General features: G+C 41.2%; 20 protein-coding genes. 11 read left to right on the top strand and 9 right to left on the bottom strand.

Annotated elements, in window-relative coordinates; all coding sequences use genetic code 11:
* Positions 1-208 precede the first annotated feature (208 nt).
* Both MMP72_RS06125 and MMP72_RS06130 read left to right on the top strand, forming a co-directional pair.
* Positions 209-1,141, top strand: a complete 933-nt coding sequence (locus tag MMP72_RS06125; RefSeq protein WP_241315507.1) for a family 2A encapsulin nanocompartment shell protein — start codon at positions 209-211, stop codon at positions 1,139-1,141.
* Positions 1,116-3,062, top strand: a complete 1,947-nt coding sequence (locus MMP72_RS06130) for a family 2A encapsulin nanocompartment cargo protein cysteine desulfurase (RefSeq protein ID WP_241315509.1) — start codon at positions 1,116-1,118, stop codon at positions 3,060-3,062. The genes MMP72_RS06125 and MMP72_RS06130 overlap by 26 nt, the downstream gene beginning before the upstream one ends.
* 72 nt (positions 3,063-3,134) lie before the next feature.
* Here MMP72_RS06130 and MMP72_RS06135 read toward each other — a convergent pair whose 3' ends face one another.
* The 3 genes from MMP72_RS06135 to MMP72_RS06145 form a co-directional block, all read right to left on the bottom strand.
* Positions 3,135-4,352, bottom strand: a complete 1,218-nt coding sequence (locus MMP72_RS06135) for a YeeE/YedE family protein (RefSeq protein WP_241315511.1) — start codon at positions 4,350-4,352, stop codon at positions 3,135-3,137.
* A gap of 284 nt (positions 4,353-4,636) precedes the next feature.
* Positions 4,637-5,584 (bottom strand): sulfurtransferase, encoded by a 948-nt coding sequence (locus tag MMP72_RS06140; protein ID WP_241315513.1) that lies wholly within the window; start codon positions 5,582-5,584, stop codon positions 4,637-4,639.
* Positions 5,585-5,752: 168 nt separating this feature from the next.
* A complete protein-coding gene (locus MMP72_RS06145; RefSeq protein ID WP_241315516.1) occupies positions 5,753-5,935 on the bottom strand; it encodes a hypothetical protein in 183 nt (60 codons plus the stop codon).
* 69 nt (positions 5,936-6,004) lie between these two features.
* Here MMP72_RS06145 and MMP72_RS06150 point away from each other — a divergent pair, with 69 nt between their 5' ends.
* The 9 genes from MMP72_RS06150 to chrA all read left to right on the top strand — a co-directional run bounded on the left by MMP72_RS06150 (position 6,005) and on the right by chrA (position 14,854).
* Complete coding sequence (locus MMP72_RS06150; RefSeq protein WP_241315518.1) at positions 6,005-6,757, top strand: GntR family transcriptional regulator; 753 nt, start codon at positions 6,005-6,007, stop codon at positions 6,755-6,757.
* A 53-nt stretch (positions 6,758-6,810) separates the two neighbouring features.
* Positions 6,811-8,550 (top strand): fumarate reductase/succinate dehydrogenase flavoprotein subunit, encoded by a 1,740-nt coding sequence (locus tag MMP72_RS06155; RefSeq protein WP_241315520.1) that lies wholly within the window; start codon positions 6,811-6,813, stop codon positions 8,548-8,550.
* Between the two features lie 10 nt (positions 8,551-8,560).
* Positions 8,561-8,806: a ferredoxin family protein gene (locus tag MMP72_RS06160; RefSeq protein WP_241315522.1), complete on the top strand. Its 246-nt coding sequence runs from the start codon at positions 8,561-8,563 to the stop codon at positions 8,804-8,806.
* 11 nt (positions 8,807-8,817) lie between these two features.
* On the top strand, positions 8,818-10,227 hold the full coding sequence (locus tag MMP72_RS06165) for an ABC transporter substrate-binding protein (RefSeq protein ID WP_241315524.1): 1,410 nt from the start codon (positions 8,818-8,820) through the stop codon (positions 10,225-10,227).
* A gap of 180 nt (positions 10,228-10,407) precedes the next feature.
* Entirely contained in the window at positions 10,408-11,250 is an 843-nt protein-coding gene (locus MMP72_RS06170; protein WP_241315526.1) for an ABC transporter permease, read from the top strand.
* A gap of 1 nt (position 11,251) precedes the next feature.
* Complete coding sequence (locus MMP72_RS06175) at positions 11,252-12,091, top strand: ABC transporter ATP-binding protein (protein WP_241315528.1); 840 nt, start codon at positions 11,252-11,254, stop codon at positions 12,089-12,091.
* 11 nt (positions 12,092-12,102) lie between these two features.
* Positions 12,103-13,095 carry a HEAT repeat domain-containing protein gene (locus MMP72_RS06180; protein ID WP_241315530.1) on the top strand — a complete coding sequence of 331 codons (993 nt, stop codon included), beginning with the start codon at positions 12,103-12,105 and terminating at the stop codon, positions 13,093-13,095.
* Complete coding sequence (locus tag MMP72_RS06185; protein ID WP_241315532.1) at positions 13,085-13,369, top strand: gamma-butyrobetaine hydroxylase-like domain-containing protein; 285 nt, start codon at positions 13,085-13,087, stop codon at positions 13,367-13,369. Before MMP72_RS06180 ends, MMP72_RS06185 begins: the two co-directional genes overlap by 11 nt.
* A 141-nt stretch (positions 13,370-13,510) precedes the next feature.
* Entirely contained in the window at positions 13,511-14,854 is a 1,344-nt protein-coding gene (gene chrA / locus MMP72_RS06190) for a chromate efflux transporter (protein WP_241315534.1), read from the top strand.
* Between the two features lies 1 nt (position 14,855).
* Here the strand turns inward: chrA and MMP72_RS06195 are convergent, their stop codons facing one another.
* The 6 genes from MMP72_RS06195 to tagF all read right to left on the bottom strand — a co-directional run bounded on the left by MMP72_RS06195 (position 14,856) and on the right by tagF (position 19,667).
* On the bottom strand, positions 14,856-15,473 hold the full coding sequence (locus MMP72_RS06195) for an ATP-binding cassette domain-containing protein (protein WP_241315536.1): 618 nt from the start codon (positions 15,471-15,473) through the stop codon (positions 14,856-14,858).
* On the bottom strand, positions 15,473-16,162 hold the full coding sequence (gene modB, locus MMP72_RS06200) for a molybdate ABC transporter permease subunit (RefSeq protein WP_241315537.1): 690 nt from the start codon (positions 16,160-16,162) through the stop codon (positions 15,473-15,475). Before modB ends, MMP72_RS06195 begins: the two co-directional genes overlap by 1 nt.
* A 203-nt stretch (positions 16,163-16,365) precedes the next feature.
* Positions 16,366-17,043 (bottom strand): hypothetical protein, encoded by a 678-nt coding sequence (locus tag MMP72_RS06205; protein WP_241315538.1) that lies wholly within the window; start codon positions 17,041-17,043, stop codon positions 16,366-16,368.
* 6 nt (positions 17,044-17,049) lie between these two features.
* The gene (locus MMP72_RS06210) at positions 17,050-17,904 is read right to left on the bottom strand and encodes a PAAR domain-containing protein (protein ID WP_277606334.1); all 855 of its coding nucleotides are present in this window, start codon (positions 17,902-17,904) and stop codon (positions 17,050-17,052) included.
* 33 nt (positions 17,905-17,937) lie between these two features.
* Positions 17,938-18,705 (bottom strand): OmpA family protein, encoded by a 768-nt coding sequence (locus tag MMP72_RS06220; RefSeq protein WP_241315539.1) that lies wholly within the window; start codon positions 18,703-18,705, stop codon positions 17,938-17,940.
* 2 nt (positions 18,706-18,707) lie between these two features.
* Complete coding sequence (gene tagF / locus MMP72_RS06225; RefSeq protein ID WP_241315540.1) at positions 18,708-19,667, bottom strand: type VI secretion system-associated protein TagF; 960 nt, start codon at positions 19,665-19,667, stop codon at positions 18,708-18,710.
* Positions 19,668-19,677 lie beyond the last annotated feature (10 nt).

Consider the following 19,677-nt stretch of genomic DNA (forward strand, 5'->3'; position numbering starts at 1 on the left):
TAGCGTATATTCACTACTTATATTTATTTTTCATAAATATATTCTTATGAGTGATAAGGCATAAATTCATCATTATTTATCTCATAATAATATTTTTAAAAATACTCATTAAGCTCTAGTCTAATTCAAGAAATTATTAAATACGCTTAAAAACACAAACTCTTTTATTTTTATTAACAAAGCCAAAGTTATACAGGAAAATTTATTCATGGCAAAAACCACAGATAAAGTCCAACACGCACTTGGAGATCATGCAGCTAGACAGCTTGCCAATGCCACCAAGACTGTTCCACAACTTTCGACCATTACCCCACGCTGGCTCACACACTTATTACAATGGATTCCTGTTGAAGCTGGTATTTATCGCGTCAACCGCGTCAGCAATACCGACGATATTCAAGTCGCCTGTACTCAACGTGATGAAGCAACATTGCCTCAAACCTTTGTAGACTATGATGCTCAACCGCGTGAATATTTTTTAAATGGTGTTTCGACTGTCCTCGATATTCATACACGTGTTGCAGATCTATACAGCAGCCCACACGATCAGATTAAAGAACAATTACGTCTCACCATTGAAACCATTAAAGAGCGTCAGGAAAGTGAGCTGATCAATAACCCAGAATATGGTTTATTGGCCAGCGTAGCCGATGAGCAACGTATTTCAACACTGAGCGGCCCACCGACTCCAGATGATTTTGATGATTTATTGCGCAAGGTATGGAAAGAACCGGGCTTCTTCCTTGCGCATCCAGATGCCATTGCCGCATTTGGTCGTGAATGTACTCGTCGCGGCGTGCCACCTCCAACCGTCAGCCTATTTGGTTCGCAGTTCATTACTTGGCGTGGTGTTCCATTGATTCCATCCAATAAAATTCCAGTTGAAGATGGTAAAACCAAAATCCTGTTATTGCGTGTTGGTGAAAAGCGTCAAGGTGTGGTTGGTCTGTTCCAACCAGGTTTAGCCGGTGAACAATCCCCTGGTCTTTCTGTACGTTTCATGGGCATCAACCGTAGTGCGATTTCGTCTTATCTGATTTCACTGTATTGCTCATTGGCGGTATTGACTGAAGATGCTTTGGCTGTGCTCGAAGATGTGGAGGTGGACAAGTATCATGACTACCCAGTTAACTACAAGTAATTTACACGGTAGTCCAACGGGTTCTGAAGTGGCCGGTGTTAGTCCACCGTCCAACTTCCCAGATGAAGCAACACTTTCACGGCTTGCCTCTGAATTTTTTGCGGCACTACCAAGCTCCAGTAGTGGCCCCTCTGGTCTGAATTTGGACTTACCCAATGTTGGAGCACCACCGCATCAACATCAGCCCGCTGAACCTTTGGCGGCATTGAGTGGTCGTGCACCCAATATTGCTTATGAAAAAAGTTTAAATCCTGAGTATCCTGAGCATATTCCAAACTATCCTGATTATCCTGAACGTCGGGCAATTGCTTCTGCGCCTGTCGTGGGTGGGGCAAATCTACCACGTCCACCGATTGAACCGAATTTTCCGCAAGCCATTCATAGTGTGCCAAATGTTCCTTTGGTTGAACCTTCTCGCCCATCAGCGAATGATGCTTCACCCTTTTATTTTTTAAATGATTTTGCAGCGCCAACCAATTCAAGTTCTGAATTTGATGCAGCCAGTTTTGCCACTGCACAATCATTTCAACTGCCACAAGGTGATCTGCTCAATCGTTTATTGCCTGATGAGCAAAAGGTTCATCCACAAAGCAATACCACCTCTACAGGATTTTACTTTTTAGATCTTCCGCAAAACAATGCGAGTTATGGAAACTATCAACCCTCGCAACCGCAGTTTATTGCAAATGCAGCACAACCATTGGATGTACACGCCGTTCGTCGTGACTTTCCAATTTTGCAAGAACGTGTCAATGGTCGTCCTTTGGTTTGGTTTGATAATGCAGCGACCACCCAAAAACCACAAAGTGTGATTGATCGAATTGCTTATTTTTACCAGCATGAGAACTCCAATATCCATCGTGCAGCACATGAATTGGCAGCCAGAGCAACGGATGCTTATGAGCATGCTCGCAATGTGGTTGCTCGTTTTATTGGAGCAAAATCCTCTCAAGAGATCATTTTTGTTCGTGGCACAACGGAAGGCATTAACCTGATCGCGAAAACTTGGGGTGAGCAAAATATTGGTGAGGGTGATGAAATTATTGTTTCTCATCTGGAACACCATGCCAATATCGTGCCTTGGTTCCAATTGACGAAGAAGGTCGGTGCAAAACTTCGTGTGATTCCTGTGGACGACACAGGGCAAATCATTTTGGAAGAATTGCCAAAATTGATTAATGAACGTACCAAGCTGATCTCGATTACGCAGGTTTCCAATGCGTTGGGTACGGTTACGCCCGTTGCTGAAGTGATTAAAATCGCCCATGCTAAAGGCGTTCGAGTCCTCGTTGATGGTGCGCAATCTGTTTCACATATGCCAACCGATGTCCAAGCCATTGATGCTGACTTCTTTGTCTTCTCTGGGCATAAGGTCTTTGGTCCAACAGGGATTGGTGCCGTGTATGCAAAACCTGAACTTCTGGAAACCATGCCAGTTTGGGAAGGTGGCGGTAACATGATTCAGGACGTGACCTTCGAACAAGTGATTTACCAACCAGCACCAAATAAGTTTGAAGCAGGCACAGGTAATATTGCTGATGCTGTTGGTTTAGGTGCTGCGCTGGAATATGTAGAACGCCTTGGCATTCATAATATTGCACGTTATGAACATGATTTGCTGGAATATGGTCAACACGCCTTGAGTAGTGTTGCTGGTTTAAGACCAATTGGAACAGCAAAAAATAAAGCCAGCGTGATGTCATTTGTACTTGAGGGTTATTCGACTGAACAAGTCGGTAAGGCACTCAATCAACATGGTATTGCGGTTCGTTCAGGGCATCATTGTGCTCAGCCAATCTTGCGTCGTTTTGGTGTGGAGCAAACGGTTCGCCCCTCTTTGGCATTTTATAATACTACTGAAGAAATTGATCTGTTGGTGTCGGTATTGCATCAACTTTCAAGAAACAAGCGTACCGCTTAAATTTCATATCCTCAAACAATCGAGCCTAAGTGAGAACATCTCACTTAGGCTCTTTACTTTTTATGCGCCCCATTAAATTTTTTGACGTAACCACCAACCAAACCATGCACCGATCAGACAGAATACCGTAAAGACCCAACCCGAAACTGCACCCGCCATGATACCTGAGAGCAATACGCCAACGGTACAGCCTAAAGACAACATTGCTCCCCAACCCATCAATATACCACCAAGGAAAATACGCACATTGGCTTTTAAAGTATTGGTCTGTAGTCGAAATTGTCCCGCAACTAATGCCGCAATCAAGCTGCCAATGATCAGGCTAATAACAAATATACCGTTGTTGGATAATAAGGTTTCTTTGACCACCGTCATACAGCCTGTCAGGCGATCCAGCCCTTCAAGCCGTGTTACTGACCAGAAATGATTTAATGTGGTCCGAGACAGACTACCAATTTCCGCAGTCACGCCAATGGCCCCAACCCGAAAGTAAGCCACAAACCCAATCACACCCACGAAAATACCGCCAATCCATGTCGGCCAACGTTGCTGAAAAATACCTTGCCATATCGAATAGGATTGAATTTGCTGTTGAGTATTGCCTTTATTTTTATGGATAACATACAGTCCAAGCAGAATCAGGCCACCAATCACAAGAACCTGTATCAATAGCGAAGCTGCATAACCCACAATATTCGGTAGCCATAGTGGTTCCGCGCTTTGCATAAAGTTGAGATAGAGCGCATTCCAACTGATAAAACCGAATGCAAAACCTAAAAACACACCAAGCAATGCCACAGGTGCAGTCAGTAAGCCTTCACCCAAACGGTAGAATTGTGCACTGATACAGGAACCAGACAACGCCATCCCAAAACCAAAGCTAAATGCACTGAATGGAAGTACCCAACTTACAATCCCAATATGCGCATCAGGTGGCAATTGCCGCCCATCAAGAATAGGTAAGAACGCGCCAAATACGGCATGATAGCCTAGGGTACCCACCAGTAATGCAAGCAATACGCCAACAATACCGCGTGGATCTCGATTCTCAAAAAAATCGGTAAAGATACAATAAAAACAAAATCTGGAACGCTGTAACGTGATTCCAAATAACGCCCCGATGATACTAATAAATCCAAAACTATATTGAATATACTGCTGTGATAACCAGTAGCTCCAGATTAAAAATAGCAATAATATAATCAGCGCAATCACATAACGGATTTGGAAATTAGAATTTTTAGGTAAATCTAATTGCTGATCAAAAATATTCTTTTGAGGTGTAGACATAGAAAATTCATCACCATAATCATATCTTTCACATATTAGAGTGATCTATTGACTTCTTTCATAATGATTGACACCCACCTTGTATTTCTCCCATAGGGTGAATGAGGAACGATTAAAGTTCCGCAAGGAGATTTATTAAAAAAGTCTTATCAACCTCTGAATATGAAGAATAAAATAATACAAAGAAAATGAGTGCTCTTAGCCAATAAATAGATAAGAACACTCATATATAGACAAGGTTTATGATACTGAAATAGGATCTATTGATATTTCAACAGCCCCGACTATATGGCCCCCCATACCGTACCTGCATTATTCTTAATTGGTAAACCGACCGTATTACCATATTCTGTCCATGAACCATCATAGTTCTTGACCTTATAACCCAAGATTTTACTCAGTGCGAACCAAGTATGGCTTGAACGCTCACCGATACGGCAATAGGTGATAACCGGTTGACTACCATCAATGCCGACATTGGCATAAAGCTTGCGCAACTCTTCTTTCGACTTAAAGGTTCCATCAGCCGCAACAGCCTGACTCCAAGCCACATTCACCGCACCAGGTATATGCCCTGCACGAACAGAAAGTTCCTGACTTCCCTGTGGAGCAAAAATCTTGCCGTTGAATTCATCAGGAGAACGGATATCGAGTAGTTTTGCCGTATTTTTATTACTTGCCTGAATCACATCAACCAAACGAGCACGTAAATTATTATTGGCTGCTTTTACACTAATATTCCCAGCAGTATAGGTTGTGGCACGTGTAGACAGTGGCAGTTTATCTGCCTCCCACTTGAGTCGACCACCATCCAATAATTTGACATTCTGTACGCCATAGACATCAAAGACCCACGCACCCCATGCCGCAAACCAGTTATTATTATCGCCATACAAGACCACCGTGGTGTCTTTGCTTACACCTGCTTGACGTAGCTTTGCCTGAAAATTATTTGGTGTCACAATATCACGGCGAACCGTATCAACAAGATCGGTATGCCATTTAAAATTCACAGCCCCAGGAATATGTCCGCGCTCGAATTGACCCGGATTTACACTCACTTCAATAATACGGACTTTGGGATTATTTAAGTTTTCCTGTAACCATTTCGTATCCACTAAAAAATCAGAAGCCTGAACTGCACCGATAGGTAAAATAAAGAGTGCAGTGAGTTTAAATAGCAATTTTGAACTTTTCCCAACCAAAGACTGAGGTAATTTTGATGTTGTCATTTTGGATCCCCTTTAGATTAAAATTACCTTAAAAATTAGCTTATTTTTTGTTATTTTAGAAATTAGTAAATGATATATACATTGCACCGATCAAGATAAAAAATTATTTTAAATCTAAATTAAATTTAAATAAAATAAAACAACCAATTAAACTAACAATCTAGAAACTTAAATTACTGCCCACTGATTAAAATCAGTCGCTACATCACGTTTAAAATCAGAATTATCGCTAAGAATATATTTTTTATTTATAAAGAAAACCACTATTTTTAAAATCCCATTTATTCCCATTATAAGTTTTATGTTGTCCAAATCTTTGTTATGCACAAAATCAGATATTTTTTTCAGCATAAGTTATTTTTCTTCATTTTGCATAATCGCTAATCTAACAACCAAGTTGTTATAACAAGTTTAAGTTCAATGAACCAACCGATTGTAAATAAAGTCAATGGCGAACGCCCTTTGTATGATCAAGTGTATCAGGCACTGTTGCAGCAAATCGTCGATGGTACTTATCAGATCCATCAACAATTGCCGTCTGAAAAAGAACTGAGTGAATTATTTAATGTTAGCCGCATCACCATTCGCCAAGCATTAAATCAGTTACAGCTTGAACACTTGGTTTACAAGATTCAGGGCAAAGGAACGTTTGTGAATGCACCAAAGACATTCCAGAACATTTCCCAATTACAAGGCTTTGCCGAAGCCATGACCAATATGGGACATGAGGTGTTTAACGTGGTGAAAGAATTTCGTTTTATTCCAGCCACACCACAGATTGCATCGAAATTAAAACTTTCGGTGAATAGTACGGTGGTGGAAATTAAACGGATTCGATTACTCAATCGTAAACCTGTTTCATTTGAACTGACCTATTTACCCGAAGCGATTGGGATCGCTTTACAAGAGATCAACCTGTCAACGCGTGATGTGTTTCTAGCCATTGAAGAAGATTTATCGATTGCATTGGGACATGCCGATTTAAGCATTGATGCCACCCTTGCCGATGAAGAACTCAGTGAACTTTTACAAGTTGAAATGAATGCACCATTACTACGAGTCGAACGACTCACTCACAATCATGAGGGACATCCCATTGATTTTGAATATCTATATTTCTCAGGAGAGACCTTCCAATACCGATTAAGGGTGGACAGAAAGAAAACCCAATAACGACCATAAACACAGCTTAGGGCTTATTCAATAAGCCCCTACAGAGGCAAAACATGAATACGATTACACTGGACTATGACATAGTCGTCATCGGTGGGGGGACGGCTGGCCCAATGGCAGCCATCAAAGCCAAAACAGCCAACCCCAACCTGAAAGTTTTATTGATTGAAAAAGCCAACGTCAAACGCAGTGGCGCCATTTCAATGGGGATGGATGGTCTCAATAATGCCGTGATTCCAGGCTATGCCACGCCTGAGCAATATACCAAGGAAATTACCATTGCCAATGATGGCATTGTCAATCAAGCCACGGTGTATGCCTACGCCAAACATAGTTTCACCACGATTCAGCAACTGGATCAATGGGGCGTGAAATTTGAGAAAGATGAAACAGGTGAATATGCGGTCAAAAAAGTCCATCACATGGGCGCTTATGTGCTGCCGATGCCTGAAGGTCATGACATCAAAAAGGTACTCTATCGTCAATTAAAGCGTGCTCAAGTCAAGATCAATAACCGCATCGTCACCACTCGCCTGCTTAAAAATGCGGAAGGTGCGATTAATGGTGTGCTGGGTTTTGATTGCCGAACTGGTGACTTCTATGTGATCAAAACCAAAGCAGCGATTTTATGTTGTGGTGCGGCTGGTCGCTTGGGTCTGCCCGCCTCTGGTTATCTAATGGGAACATACGAGAACCCAACCAATGCAGGAGATGGTTATGCCATGGCATACCATGTAGGTGCAGAACTGTCCAATCTGGAATGTTTTCAGATCAATCCACTGATTAAAGACTATAACGGCCCTGCCTGTGCCTATGTCACTGGGCCTTTGGGTGGCTATACCGCCAACAGTAAAGGCGAACGCTTTATTGAGTGTGACTATTGGTCAGGCCAAATGATGTGGGAGTTCTATCAAGAACTACAAAGCGGCAATGGCCCTGTGTTTCTGAAAATGGATCATTTAGCCGAAGAAACCATTCAAACCATTGAAGAAATTTTACATACCAATGAACGCCCAAGCCGCGGACGTTTCCATGAGGGTCGTGGTACGGATTATCGTCAAGACATGGTGGAAATGCAGATTTCAGAGATTGGGTTCTGTAGTGGTCACAGTGCTTCTGGAGTGTGGGTCAATGAAAAAGCCGAAACCTCGGTTAAAGGCTTATATAGCGCTGGCGATATGGCAGCCGTACCACACAACTATATGCTTGGTGCGTTTACTTATGGTTGGTTTGCTGGCGTTAATGCAGCGGAATACGTGGCCGATATTGCCGAATCAGAACTGAATGCAGCGGAAATTGAAGTAGAGAAAACACGTATTTTCGCCCCATTACAGCGTCCCGAAGGGCTTTCATCAGAACAGGTGGAATACAAACTTCGTCGCATGGTCAATGATTATTTACAACCACCCAAAACCCGACAAAAAATTGAAATCGCACTCAAGCGTTTTGAAGAAATTAAAGTCGATATTGAGCAAATCAATGCCAGCCATCCACATGAACTGATGCGTGTTGCCGAAGTTTCTTTCATCCGTGACTGTGCCGAAATGGCAGCACATGCCTCATTGTTCCGTGAAGAAAGCCGTTGGGGACTCTATCACTACCGCGCAGACCGTCCTGAAAAAAATGATCGTGACTGGTTCTGTCATGCTCATCTGAAAAAGGATGAACACGGCAATATGGTCAGCTTCAAAAAAGCAGTTGAGCCTTATCTGATCCCCATTGATGAAGATGAAGCCAACTCGTACAACCTGCTGCGGATTAACAAGAAATTAGTGGCTGAAGAAGTCGAATAAGGAAAACAATATGGCTTTTATTTTTAAAGAAATTTCACACCGTACTGCTGCACCCGTATTGGTCGATGAAGATAAATGTATTGCCGACAAAGGCTGTACCGTCTGTGTGGATGTCTGTCCAATGGATTTATTGGCAATTCACCCAGATACCAACAAAGCCTATATGCAATTTGATGAATGTTGGTATTGCATGCCGTGCGAGAAAGACTGCCCGACTGATGCCATTCAAGTCAACATTCCATATTTACTTAAATAAGGGGGAACACCATGAAACTGAATAACTTAACCAAAAGCTTAATTCTGGGCAGCGCCTTATGCTCTGTCTTTAGCTCAGTTCACGCAAACAATATCCGTGTTGCCATTGGTACACAAGACACCACCATTAACTGTGCTACCGGTGGTTTACTGATTCGTGAATTAAATTTGCTGCCTAAACATTTACCGAAAACAGGTAAATACCAAAATGCGAAATACGATATTGTCTGGAAAAACTTTACTTCAGGTGCACCACTCACCAGTGAAATGGTGGCTGGTCGTCTGGATATTGGCGCAATGGCAGATTTTCCAGCGGTCAATAATAATGTCGCTTTTAAGAAAACAGGCAAAGAAAGTATTTTCTTGACGGTACTCTCAGGCAGTACCACAGGCAGCGGTAATGGCATCGTGGTTCCACTTGGTTCAAAAGTGAGTTCAATTCAGGAATTAAAAGGTAAAACTATTTCTGTGCCATTTGCTTCAACCGCACATGGCTTGCTGTTACGTGCAGTTGCGGCACAGGGTTGGGACCCAAAAAAAGATGTCAAAATTATTGCCCAAGCGCCTGAAGTGGCAGGTCCTGCACTGAAAAGTAATAAAATTGATGCCCATGCCGATTTTGTACCGTTCTCTGAATTATTTTCCTATCAAGGCTTTGCCCGCAAAATCTATGATGGTGCACAAGCCAAAACACCCACCTTTCATGGTGCTTTGGCCAACAAATCTTACGCTCAACAATATCCTGAGATTATCCAAGCCTATTTACGAGCAACTATTGAAGCTGATCAACTGATTCGTAAAGAACCTGAAAAATATAGTGAACTGATTGCAGCCAAAACAGGGATTCCTGCCGAAGTGGTGTATTTATTTCATGGTCCTTTAGGCTTACAAACGCGTGATCTCACGTGGAAACCTGAATATAGGCAAGCCACTCAAACTGCGGTTGATACGCTGAAATATCTAGGTCGTGACGATGTGGATATTAATGTCAATCAATTTATTGATGATCAATACATCAAAAAAGCCTTTCAAAGTGCAGGTTTAAATTACGCACAACAACTACAGAGTTACGCACAATCACCACTGTCAGCCAATGATGCTTTAACGCAAAAACCAATCCAGAACTTTGAACGTGTCACTCAAATCTGGGTCAAAGGTGAAACCAAAGTCCGTAGTTATGCTACCCCTGAAAATGCCTTTACCGATTTAAAGAATCTGCAAAAGAGTGGCAAAACTATTCGTGTGGTCTACAACCAAGACCGTAATTTAAAAATCAAATTACTTGCGAACTTGGCTTGGTATGCCACTGATAAAACAGGTCAGATCAATGCGTTCTTACTACGTGGTGATGCCAACAACTGGGCAAAAGCAAATGGCGGCAAAGTCTATGACTTTAATAATGTACAAAAACTGGTGAAATGATCTTTTATCTCTCCCTTGCAGAGCTTTAGTCGCTCTTCATCCCTCCTACAAGGAGGGAGACTTCCACAAATCCAATGACTTATAGGATTCCTTGCGGAACGTTGTTCCTCATTCCTCTCCTTTAGGAGAGGGCGAGGGAGAGGTTGAACCAAGAGAGATTTCCAGATTCAGGAGATAAATATGAATAGTTTAGCGGACACCCAATCGATTCAGTCTAAGGCACTCCGCCCTTTTATTACATTTTCAAAAGCTCGTGTGCTTTCTTATTTGCTCAGTGTTGTGTCAATTATTTCCAGCATTGCTTTTTGGCAACTGGCTTCACAATATCAGCTCAATTTCGGTTTAGTGAATTTTGCCAACGTACCCTCACCACTTGAAGTGGTTCATTCTTTCGTTGCTTTTGCCGAGCTGGATACAGCACTTGCCCACGTCAAAGCCAGTATTGGTCGGGTATTGATTGGCTTCTTTTTAGCTTCGGTTGTCGGTGTGATTTTAGGTTTATTGATTGGTTATTCAAAAACCATTGCCGCGATTTTTATGCCACCTTTAGAAATTTTGCGCCCGATTCCAGCCGTAGCGTGGATTCCATTGGCCATTTTAATGTTTCCCTCATCCGAAGCCTCCATGATCTACATTACCTTTTTAGGTGCACTATTCCCGATTTTACTGAATACCATTCATGGCGTAGAAGCGGTAGATCAACGTTTAATTGCATCTGCAAAAAGCCTCGGTGCGGGTCAATTTGCCATTTTACGTGAAGTGATTATTCCGGGTTCATTGCCCAGTATTACCACAGGTTTAGCGATTGGTATGGGTACCTGCTGGTTCTGTCTGGTCACTGCTGAAATGATCTCTGGTCAACTCGGTATCGGCTATTTCACATGGGAGTCATTCACCTTGCAAAACTATGCTGACATTATCGTGGGCATGTTATTGATCGGTGCATTGGGCATGTTGAGTAGCGCCTTACTGCGTTATCTCGGTAAGAAACTCACCCCTTGGTATCAATTAAGGAAAGCATGATATGAGTAGACTCTCGCAAAATAGTGCATTTGGACATATCCATTTAAACAACATTAATCTGCATCTTGGTCAGGAAAAACAACGCTTTCAGGCTTTAGATCATGTTTCTTTTGATATTCAAGCAGGTGAATTTGTCTGTTTACTTGGCCCTTCGGGATGCGGCAAATCAACCTTACTTGGCGCATTGGCAGGCCATTTACCCATTAGCTCAGGCACGATGTTGCTTGATCAAAAAGCCATTGAAAAACCATCTTCTGATCGTGGTCTGGTCTTTCAGCAACACACCTTATTTCCGTGGAAAAGTGTACTGGAAAATGTCTGCTTTGGTTTGAAAATGAAAGGTGTGAGCAAAGCTGAACGTTTAGCCCAAGCAGAAAAAATGATTGAGCTGGTGGGCTTAAAGGGTTTTGAACACAAATACCCTGCTGAACTGTCAGGTGGGATGCAGCAACGTGTTGAAATTGCACGAGTATTGATCAATCAACCACGGGTCTTGTTGATGGATGAGCCTTTTGGTGCACTGGATGCGCAGACTCGTTTAAAGATGCAGGAACTATTGCTGGAAATTTGGCAAAGCATTCAAACCTCGGTGCTATTCATTACCCATGATATTGATGAAGCCTTATTTTTAGCAGATCGCGTTTTGATGATGAGTCATCGACCCGGACGAATTATTGAGGAAATCCAACTCGATTTTGCTCGTCCTCGCCATGTTGACTTGGTCACTTCACCTGAATTTACCCAGATTAAAAAACACTGTATTCAAGTATTAAAACAAGCCACTCAAGCTGAACTCAGCCGACTCAACCCATTGGGATTGAATCAGAAAGTCGCCGTTTAGGAAAATTTAAAATGACTATAAATTACCCGACATTCGCTGATCTTGATGAAGATTATGCCGACTATGTATTGCAACTGAATCAGGAAGATGAAAATATTCGCTTTGTCGCCATTATGAATATTGCCGATGAAGAACAAGCCGAATTATTGGCTTGGTTACATCATGCATTACTGCATGATCCTGCATCCAAAGTCAGAGAGCTGGCTGCAACACGCCTAGAAGGCTGGGAAGATGCGATCACGCTCAATACTTTGGCACAGGCATTAACCGATCAACATGAGAATGTGCGTTTGGCTGCTGCACAAAGTTTAAGTGAAATTAAACATGCCGAATCAGCCCATCATTTAGCCCCTTATTTACAACATCAAAATGATTTTGTCATTGCTTCGATCTTACGTGCCATTAAAGAGTTACGTGCTGAAAGTTTATTCGATGATATTGTGCATCATGTTCAACACGCCAATGCCTTGGTACGTAAAGAAGCGGTCAGTACCTTAAGCTGGTTGCAAAAACAGCAAGGCTTAAGCACTTTGGCAAAGATTGCCCAATATGATAGCGATGCTGAAATCCGTCGGATTGCGACAGGTGGCCTAGGTGCAAGCCAAAGTTTAAACCCTGAAATATTATCAGCTTTAGAAAGCTCACTCCTTGCTAAAGAATGGCAACTCCGTGTTGAAGCGGCCTTAACCATTGGCAAGCTTAAAGCGGTTGAATTAGAACAAACGCTTTTACAACAACTGGATGATGTGTATTGGCAAGTACGAATTGCCGTTGCACGCAGTTTAGGTCTGCTTAAATCGAAAGCTGCCGTCAATAAACTTACAGAAAATTTCCAGCATGACATCAGTAATCTACGCAAAGAAGTGGCGATTGCCTTAGGTGAAATTGGTGGAGAACAAGCACAAGCCATTTTATTGCAACATGCTGAAGACCCTGATCCAGAAGTACGTAAATCGATTCGTATTGGATTGGCATTAATTCAGGAGAAACTCAATGCAGCTTGAACCGATTGAAATCAAAGTGGATGTTGAACAGCAACGTTTGTTACTAAATTGGCAAGATGGTCAGCACAAGGACTTTAGCCATGCTCAGTTAAGAGCACATTGTCCTTGTGGTTTTTGTCGCTCTAGCCGTTTACGTCAAAGAGAAATTCAATATCCAAGTGATATTGCAATCTCAGCCATTTATTCTCAAGGTTATGGTATTCAAATCTGCTTTAGTGATGGGCATGACAAAGGCATATTTCCTTGGGCTTTTTTGAAGGAACTAACGATTTGAAAAAATTCAAAGTGATGAAATACCTGTCTAAATCTGAGTATTTCATCATTTTGAATTATTAAATCACTACACTATCTAAATTAAATAGCCCATTTACTGATCATTATCGCTATAACAATAAAAACTTTCCGAGAATCCTACATGCAACAAACTGATGCATCATCCCCACATCAAACGATTCCATTCTGGCAAGCGTTTCGATTCTGGTTAAAATTGGGATTTATTAGTTTTGGTGGTCCAGCAGGTCAAATTGCGGTCATGTATCAGGAATTGGTGGAAAATAAACGCTGGATCTCTGAAAAGAGATTCTTACATGCTTTGAACTATTGCATGTTATTACCTGGACCTGAAGCACAGCAATTAGCCACCTATATTGGTTGGCTGATGCATCGGACTATTGGTGGTTTAGTTGCGGGGATTTTATTTATCCTACCCTCTTTATTTATCTTGATTGCACTTTCATGGATTTATGTGCAGTTTGGTGATGTGCCAATCATTGCTGGCTTATTCTATGGCATCAAACCTGCCGTGACTGCAATTGTATTCCATGCAACCTATAAAATAGGGAGCCGAACGCTCAAGAATTATTTCTTATGGATGATTGCCGTAACTGCTTTTATTGCTTTATTTTTCTTTAATGTTTCATTTCCATTGATTATTTTCAGTGCAGCAATACTTGGATATTTTTGGAGTAAAAAGCAGCCCCATTTATTTACACATCATCCTGCACCACAGAGTAATCATAAGAATGGTGGTGTGACATTGATTGATGATGAAACGCCACCACCCGCACATGCAGTTTTTCGTTGGACACATCTAACCAAGATTTTAATCATTGCAGGGCTATTATGGTGTATTCCCATCATCGCATTGACACTTAGTTTGGGATGGCAACACACTTACACCCAAATGGCTTGGTTCTTTACCAAAGCGGCTTTACTCACCTTTGGTGGCGCGTATGCCGTTTTACCTTATGTCTATCAAGGCGCGATTGATCACTATGCATGGCTCAGTCCAACCCAAATGATTGATGGATTAGCCTTGGGAGAGAGTACCCCTGGTCCGCTGATCATGGTGGTGGCTTTTGTCGGATTTCTGGGTGGATTTAACCATGCCTTATTCGGCACAGATCATCTATTTTTGGCAGGTGCCATTGGTGCTGTGATTGTCACATGGTTTACCTTTCTGTTTTCATTTGTGTTTATTCTCGCAGGTGCGCCAATAATAGAATCCACACACAATGAACTTAAATTCACTGCGCCGCTGACCGCAATTACCGCAGCAGTGGTTGGGGTGATTTTAAATCTGGCACTGTTCTTTGGCTATCATGTGCTTTGGCCCAATGGCTTTGATCAGCCCTTTAATTATGAAACGGCCTTGATGACGATTGCAGCCTTGATTGCCTTATTTAAATTTCAGGTGAATGTGCTGTATGTGATTTTCACCTCTGCATTGTGTGGCTTGATTTTATATATCGGCATCTAGCTCACAAATACCACAATACATCTGTCAACTGCTCTATTTCAGCTTTATCATGGCTGACATAGAGTATCGGTATTTTTACATCCTGTTTTACTTTTTGAAAAAAAGGAATGATCTCGGCTTTATGCGCTGCATCTAAAGCCGATAATGGCTCATCTAACAATAATAAATTCGGTGAATACAATAACGCTCGTCCCAGCGCAACACGTTGTTTTTCACCACCTGAAAGCTTAGCGGGCATCCGCTCAATTAGATGACCAAGTTTCAGTAATTCAACAATATAGTCCAACTCGAATTGACGCTCTTCAGCACGAATATGATTAAAACCAAACAATAAATTCTGTTTTACCGTTTTATGTGGGAAAAGCTGTGCATCCTGAAAAACCAAGCCTATACGACGTTGTTGCGTACTCAGATTTATTTTCTGAGTTGAGTCAAACCATGTTTGATCTTGGATTTTAATCCACCCCGATTGAGGCGTAATTAAGCCTGCAATACTATGTAAGATTGTGGTTTTTCCTGAACCCGAAGCACCAAATAAACCAATCACAGCCTGATCTGATTGAAAACCTTGATCAAGACAAAATTGCCCTTGTTGCACCCGAATATGACAATCAATCATTAACGTCCTCGTTGATTTTTTTGATAACGATTGAACCATTGCGCAAACCACAAGGCAAAGAAAGCAACGGTCAGTGATAGAATAATCAGCCGCCAAACGGCTGCCTCTGTATCTGGCTGTTGCATCAAGCTATACATAGCGAGCGGTAAAGTTCGAGTTTCACTGGCAACATTACCAACAAAAGTAATCGTGGCACCAAACTCACCTAAACTACGACAAAAACATAAAATACTACCGACCAGAATACCACTACTGGCAAGTGGCAAAGTCACATGCAGAAAAGCACCAAATGAAGAAGCCCCCAAAGTTTTCGCTGCCATTTCTAGACGTTGATCGACCAGTTCAATCGCCAACCGAATGGACTGTACCAATAATGGAAAACCCATGACTGCGGAAGCAAGCACAGCACCTTTCCAGTTAAAGGCGAACTCAATTCCAAGGGGAGCAAGGTACTGTCCCAATACACCGCGATTACCAAAGAGCTGTAACAGTAAATAACCCGGAACAACGGGCGGTAAAACTAAAGGTAAAAATACTAAAGTCTCAAACAGGGATTTACCCCAAAACTCTTTTCTCGCCAAAATCCATGCGATAAAAATTGCGGGGATCAAACTAAAAATGAGACAGGTCGCTGCCACTTTGCATGACAGCTTGAGTACCTCTAATTCTTCAGGGCTAAGTATCATCATTGATTAAAGTAAATGCTCATATTTTCCAACAGAAATATCTGCATTGGAAAATAGGCCACACCCTAAAATTGAACATACAATATGTGTTGTTTTCATCTTTGATTGCATTCTTTAACTCCCAAACTCCGATATGTTTTATAAAATATATCGGATGAAAAAGATACATCAAAAATAAAAACTAGCTAGTCTTGTACATATTATGTTTATCTTGGTTTATATGGCATTGCTTCTAGAATGCCTTTCATTACATCTGGATCCACGACATTCTCATACATATTTTGATATGTGAGCTTGCTATCTTCTGTTTGTTGTACATCTACGAGTGCTTTGAGTCTTTGCTGGTATTCACTATGTCCAGCTTGATACATTGCTGCATAACTTCCCCAAAGAGCATATTGCGCATTTGGTTCATCTTTATTTAGCATTTCATACTGTGCTTGATATAATTTAGCCGCATTCTCATAACAGTTTTGAATTTGACTTAATGGCTTTTGAGTTTTACGGAGGATGAGACATTGCGTTTCTTTGATACTCGCTGAATTATCCACTTCAAGTATTTTTGTGGACAGTATATAAGCATCATCCAAATAACCTAACTGCAGCAATATCTTTAATTCAAGTTTTTGAACTTGGATGCTAGCATTATTATCATCTGGAAATTTACTTAGTAATACTTCTAATTTTTTTTGTGTTGCAGCTATATCATCCTCTGTCTGAAGCTTAAGCATTATTGCATTAAATTCCGTTACTAATGGCTTTAAAACCTCACTATGTGATTCTTTCTGCGTGTTTTTACTTTGTGTAATGCCTATGCCATTATTCTGATTATTACAAGCGATCAGCACTAAACTTAAAAATAAAATTGATAGTAATTTATTCATAAAATATTAAACTCGTCTTGCTGCTGAATTTAAAGAAAACTCATATTTCTTAATAGGTGGCATAGGATAAACTGAACCTACAGTATCAGAAATTACAGCGTAATATCCCAACTCAAGCTTTATATCAACCAGCTGTAAGTTTGGTTCTGGTAATTTAATGGTACAACTCCCAACTGGTGCTTTGTTCTTATCCGAAGGCCAAAATCCAGAGTCTGCTGTAAGTTTTACTTTCGCAATATGTTCACCTTTACGTGAAACAGTTACTGTACCAAATGGATAAACCTTTGCTTTGTGGCTTAAAGGAGCTGCGTTAATCACAACACTTATAAAAAGAGCTTTACCATCAACCCTGTAGTTTAGGAAGTAGCTTACAGCTCCATCCAAAGGAGATACTCCCTCATCTCCAAGAATCACGGCTTTGTGGCCTATGAATACATCAGTTCTATATTGCTGAATGTAATAATTTTCATACTTATCCCGATCTTCAAAAAAATTATTACTAATACTATGTTGCTCGTTTTTGAAGGTATCAGATACTGCTGCAATTACAGCAGCTACAGTATTAGATTTTGAAGACTTAGAACCTGAGGATGATCCATTATCTTGAACAACGAGATTCTGTTTCGGCAACAATTTGCAGCCACAAGATAAAGGATCATTAACGCGTGCAGCCATTTTACCCATCACCTGCATATTGGGATCACCAGCAATAATCGTCGCAACCGTTTGATGCTTAGGACAAGTCGCTTTATCTCCTACACAAGCAATCGGGATACCTTCAATCAAGAAACTACTATTCCCAGAAATAACTTTCCCACCACCAGTTGTCGGACAACCAATCACAATATAAGGTGTTGCCATGATCAGATCCCTCTCATATTTATTTCGATAAAATTAAAGTACTTCAAACTCAATTCGACGATTCTTACGGCGGCCATCTGCTGTGGCATTATCAGCAATCGGTTGACTTGAACCCTTACCATCCGTACTTAAACGATCAGTTGCAATATTCTTAGCGACTAAATAATTTTGTACCGCGACAGCGCGCTCTTGACTGAGTAGCGTATTTTTATTGGCATCACCAGAGCTATCAGTATGTCCAATAATTTTGACCTGCTTACCACCGACTTTATTTAAAGCAATCGCCATTTCATCCAGAATACGTTTGCCCGCCTCTGTCAAAATTGAACTACCTGATTCAAATTCAATGATTCGATCTTTTAAAGCATCATCAATAATCTTTTGTTCAGCTTGGTTCACAGAAAGCTGTGCATTAAAACGATATGGCTGTTGAACCAAAGATTGAAAATTAGTTGTGGTTGGCTCGATATCATTGGGATTCGTCATTTTACCAGTCAGTTCAATTTGTGTGCCTTGCACACGTAATTGCCCCTGCTTAACTTTCTTAAGATCAGGTGTAATCACACGTGTAACTGAATCACTCCAACCATTTGGCGCTGCGACTGAGCGTACTTGGATTTTGTCCACCACTTGATCTGCGCCATAAACAGACTGCATTTTAACTAAAATCGCCTGTTTGCTTGCCTCATTAGGAACAACACCTTCAACCACTATCGGTGCCGCAATGGCCCAAGAACTCAATCCTAAACCCAATAAACCGATGACACATCTACCCAATATAAATTTCGTATTATTTGTCATATTTATTCATCTAAAAAAGTTTGTCGAAATAGCTTTAAACCTTGGTTAAGGCTCAACTGACGTTGACACAATGATTGCTCTAAAGTGGCGAGACCTGCATTCTGCTCAAGATAAGCATCAATCCATTCTGCTTGGATCAGTGATACCCAATGATCACTCTGCATATTTTGGGTAAACAGATCACTTAAAGCCATGATATCTGCCCCTTGAAAGCCAATGAACAAAATAGGTTCTTCCCGATGCAAGATCCCAATCAATATTTCTGTATTACTTTTCTCTAAAAAACGCCCAATCATTCCGACCCAAAAAGCAGCAATTTCATAGCAATACATATGATTATTGATCGGAAGGATCAGTACTTTATTTAGACGACTGGTGCCATTTTTCAAGATGGGCTGGAGCAAAAGCCCCAAGCCAATCATACTTTGTACCAGTTGATAGACATTGATTTTCATCAATTGAGCAAAGGAATGCAATGTATGATTTTCATAAAAACTATTGCATTCTGCGGCAGTAAAAACCTGAACTAAATTGGGCAAATTGTTTAATTTATCCAACATAATATCAGTATCACGGATACTGCGTAGTACTCGATTTCGTTGAAATAAATCCACCAACACGGACTTATAAGAATAAGGTGCCAGCAACAGATTTTGATAAGGTTGTTCAATCTCTAGTAATTGACTCAATACCATCGGAAATGCTCGTCCTGAGCTATCTTGGCTGGCAATCAAATTTGCAACCAAGAACATCGATTCCGAAGGATTTGCAATAAAGAAGTCTAAGGCAGGCAAAGCTTCGTAGCGCTGTTTAAATTCAGGTACTAACATCGCTTGCTCAAGTGCTTCTGTAATCCACTGATCAAGCACTTGAATTAACGCATATTGCCCTTTGGATTTAATAAAGTCTCCACGAGCAGGTGTCTTGCCGTAATATAACGGCGTGGTTTTTACTGGTTGCATACACCCTCCA

The organism is Acinetobacter sp. NIPH 2699, assembly GCF_022549355.1.
Taxonomy (GTDB): domain Bacteria; phylum Pseudomonadota; class Gammaproteobacteria; order Pseudomonadales; family Moraxellaceae; genus Acinetobacter.

Excerpts from the sequence above, each read along its gene's own strand:
- MMP72_RS06125 (WP_241315507.1), top strand. The coding sequence starts at position 209 with ATGGCAAAAACCACAGATAAAGTCCAACACGCACTTGGAGATCATGCA.
- MMP72_RS06130 (WP_241315509.1), top strand. The coding sequence starts at position 1,116 with ATGACTACCCAGTTAACTACAAGTAATTTACACGGTAGTCCAACGGGT.
- MMP72_RS06135 (WP_241315511.1), bottom strand. The coding sequence starts at position 4,352 with ATGTCTACACCTCAAAAGAATATTTTTGATCAGCAATTAGATTTACCT.
- MMP72_RS06140 (WP_241315513.1), bottom strand. The coding sequence starts at position 5,584 with ATGACAACATCAAAATTACCTCAGTCTTTGGTTGGGAAAAGTTCAAAA.
- MMP72_RS06145 (WP_241315516.1), bottom strand. The coding sequence starts at position 5,935 with ATGCTGAAAAAAATATCTGATTTTGTGCATAACAAAGATTTGGACAAC.
- MMP72_RS06150 (WP_241315518.1), top strand. The coding sequence starts at position 6,005 with ATGAACCAACCGATTGTAAATAAAGTCAATGGCGAACGCCCTTTGTAT.
- MMP72_RS06155 (WP_241315520.1), top strand. The coding sequence starts at position 6,811 with ATGAATACGATTACACTGGACTATGACATAGTCGTCATCGGTGGGGGG.
- MMP72_RS06160 (WP_241315522.1), top strand. The coding sequence starts at position 8,561 with ATGGCTTTTATTTTTAAAGAAATTTCACACCGTACTGCTGCACCCGTA.
- MMP72_RS06165 (WP_241315524.1), top strand. The coding sequence starts at position 8,818 with ATGAAACTGAATAACTTAACCAAAAGCTTAATTCTGGGCAGCGCCTTA.
- MMP72_RS06170 (WP_241315526.1), top strand. The coding sequence starts at position 10,408 with ATGAATAGTTTAGCGGACACCCAATCGATTCAGTCTAAGGCACTCCGC.
- MMP72_RS06175 (WP_241315528.1), top strand. The coding sequence starts at position 11,252 with ATGAGTAGACTCTCGCAAAATAGTGCATTTGGACATATCCATTTAAAC.
- MMP72_RS06180 (WP_241315530.1), top strand. The coding sequence starts at position 12,103 with ATGACTATAAATTACCCGACATTCGCTGATCTTGATGAAGATTATGCC.
- MMP72_RS06185 (WP_241315532.1), top strand. The coding sequence starts at position 13,085 with ATGCAGCTTGAACCGATTGAAATCAAAGTGGATGTTGAACAGCAACGT.
- chrA (WP_241315534.1), top strand. The coding sequence starts at position 13,511 with ATGCAACAAACTGATGCATCATCCCCACATCAAACGATTCCATTCTGG.
- MMP72_RS06195 (WP_241315536.1), bottom strand. The coding sequence starts at position 15,473 with ATGATTGATTGTCATATTCGGGTGCAACAAGGGCAATTTTGTCTTGAT.
- modB (WP_241315537.1), bottom strand. The coding sequence starts at position 16,162 with ATGATGATACTTAGCCCTGAAGAATTAGAGGTACTCAAGCTGTCATGC.
- MMP72_RS06205 (WP_241315538.1), bottom strand. The coding sequence starts at position 17,043 with ATGAATAAATTACTATCAATTTTATTTTTAAGTTTAGTGCTGATCGCT.
- MMP72_RS06210 (WP_277606334.1), bottom strand. The coding sequence starts at position 17,904 with ATGGCAACACCTTATATTGTGATTGGTTGTCCGACAACTGGTGGTGGG.
- MMP72_RS06220 (WP_241315539.1), bottom strand. The coding sequence starts at position 18,705 with ATGACAAATAATACGAAATTTATATTGGGTAGATGTGTCATCGGTTTA.
- tagF (WP_241315540.1), bottom strand. The coding sequence starts at position 19,667 with ATGCAACCAGTAAAAACCACGCCGTTATATTACGGCAAGACACCTGCT.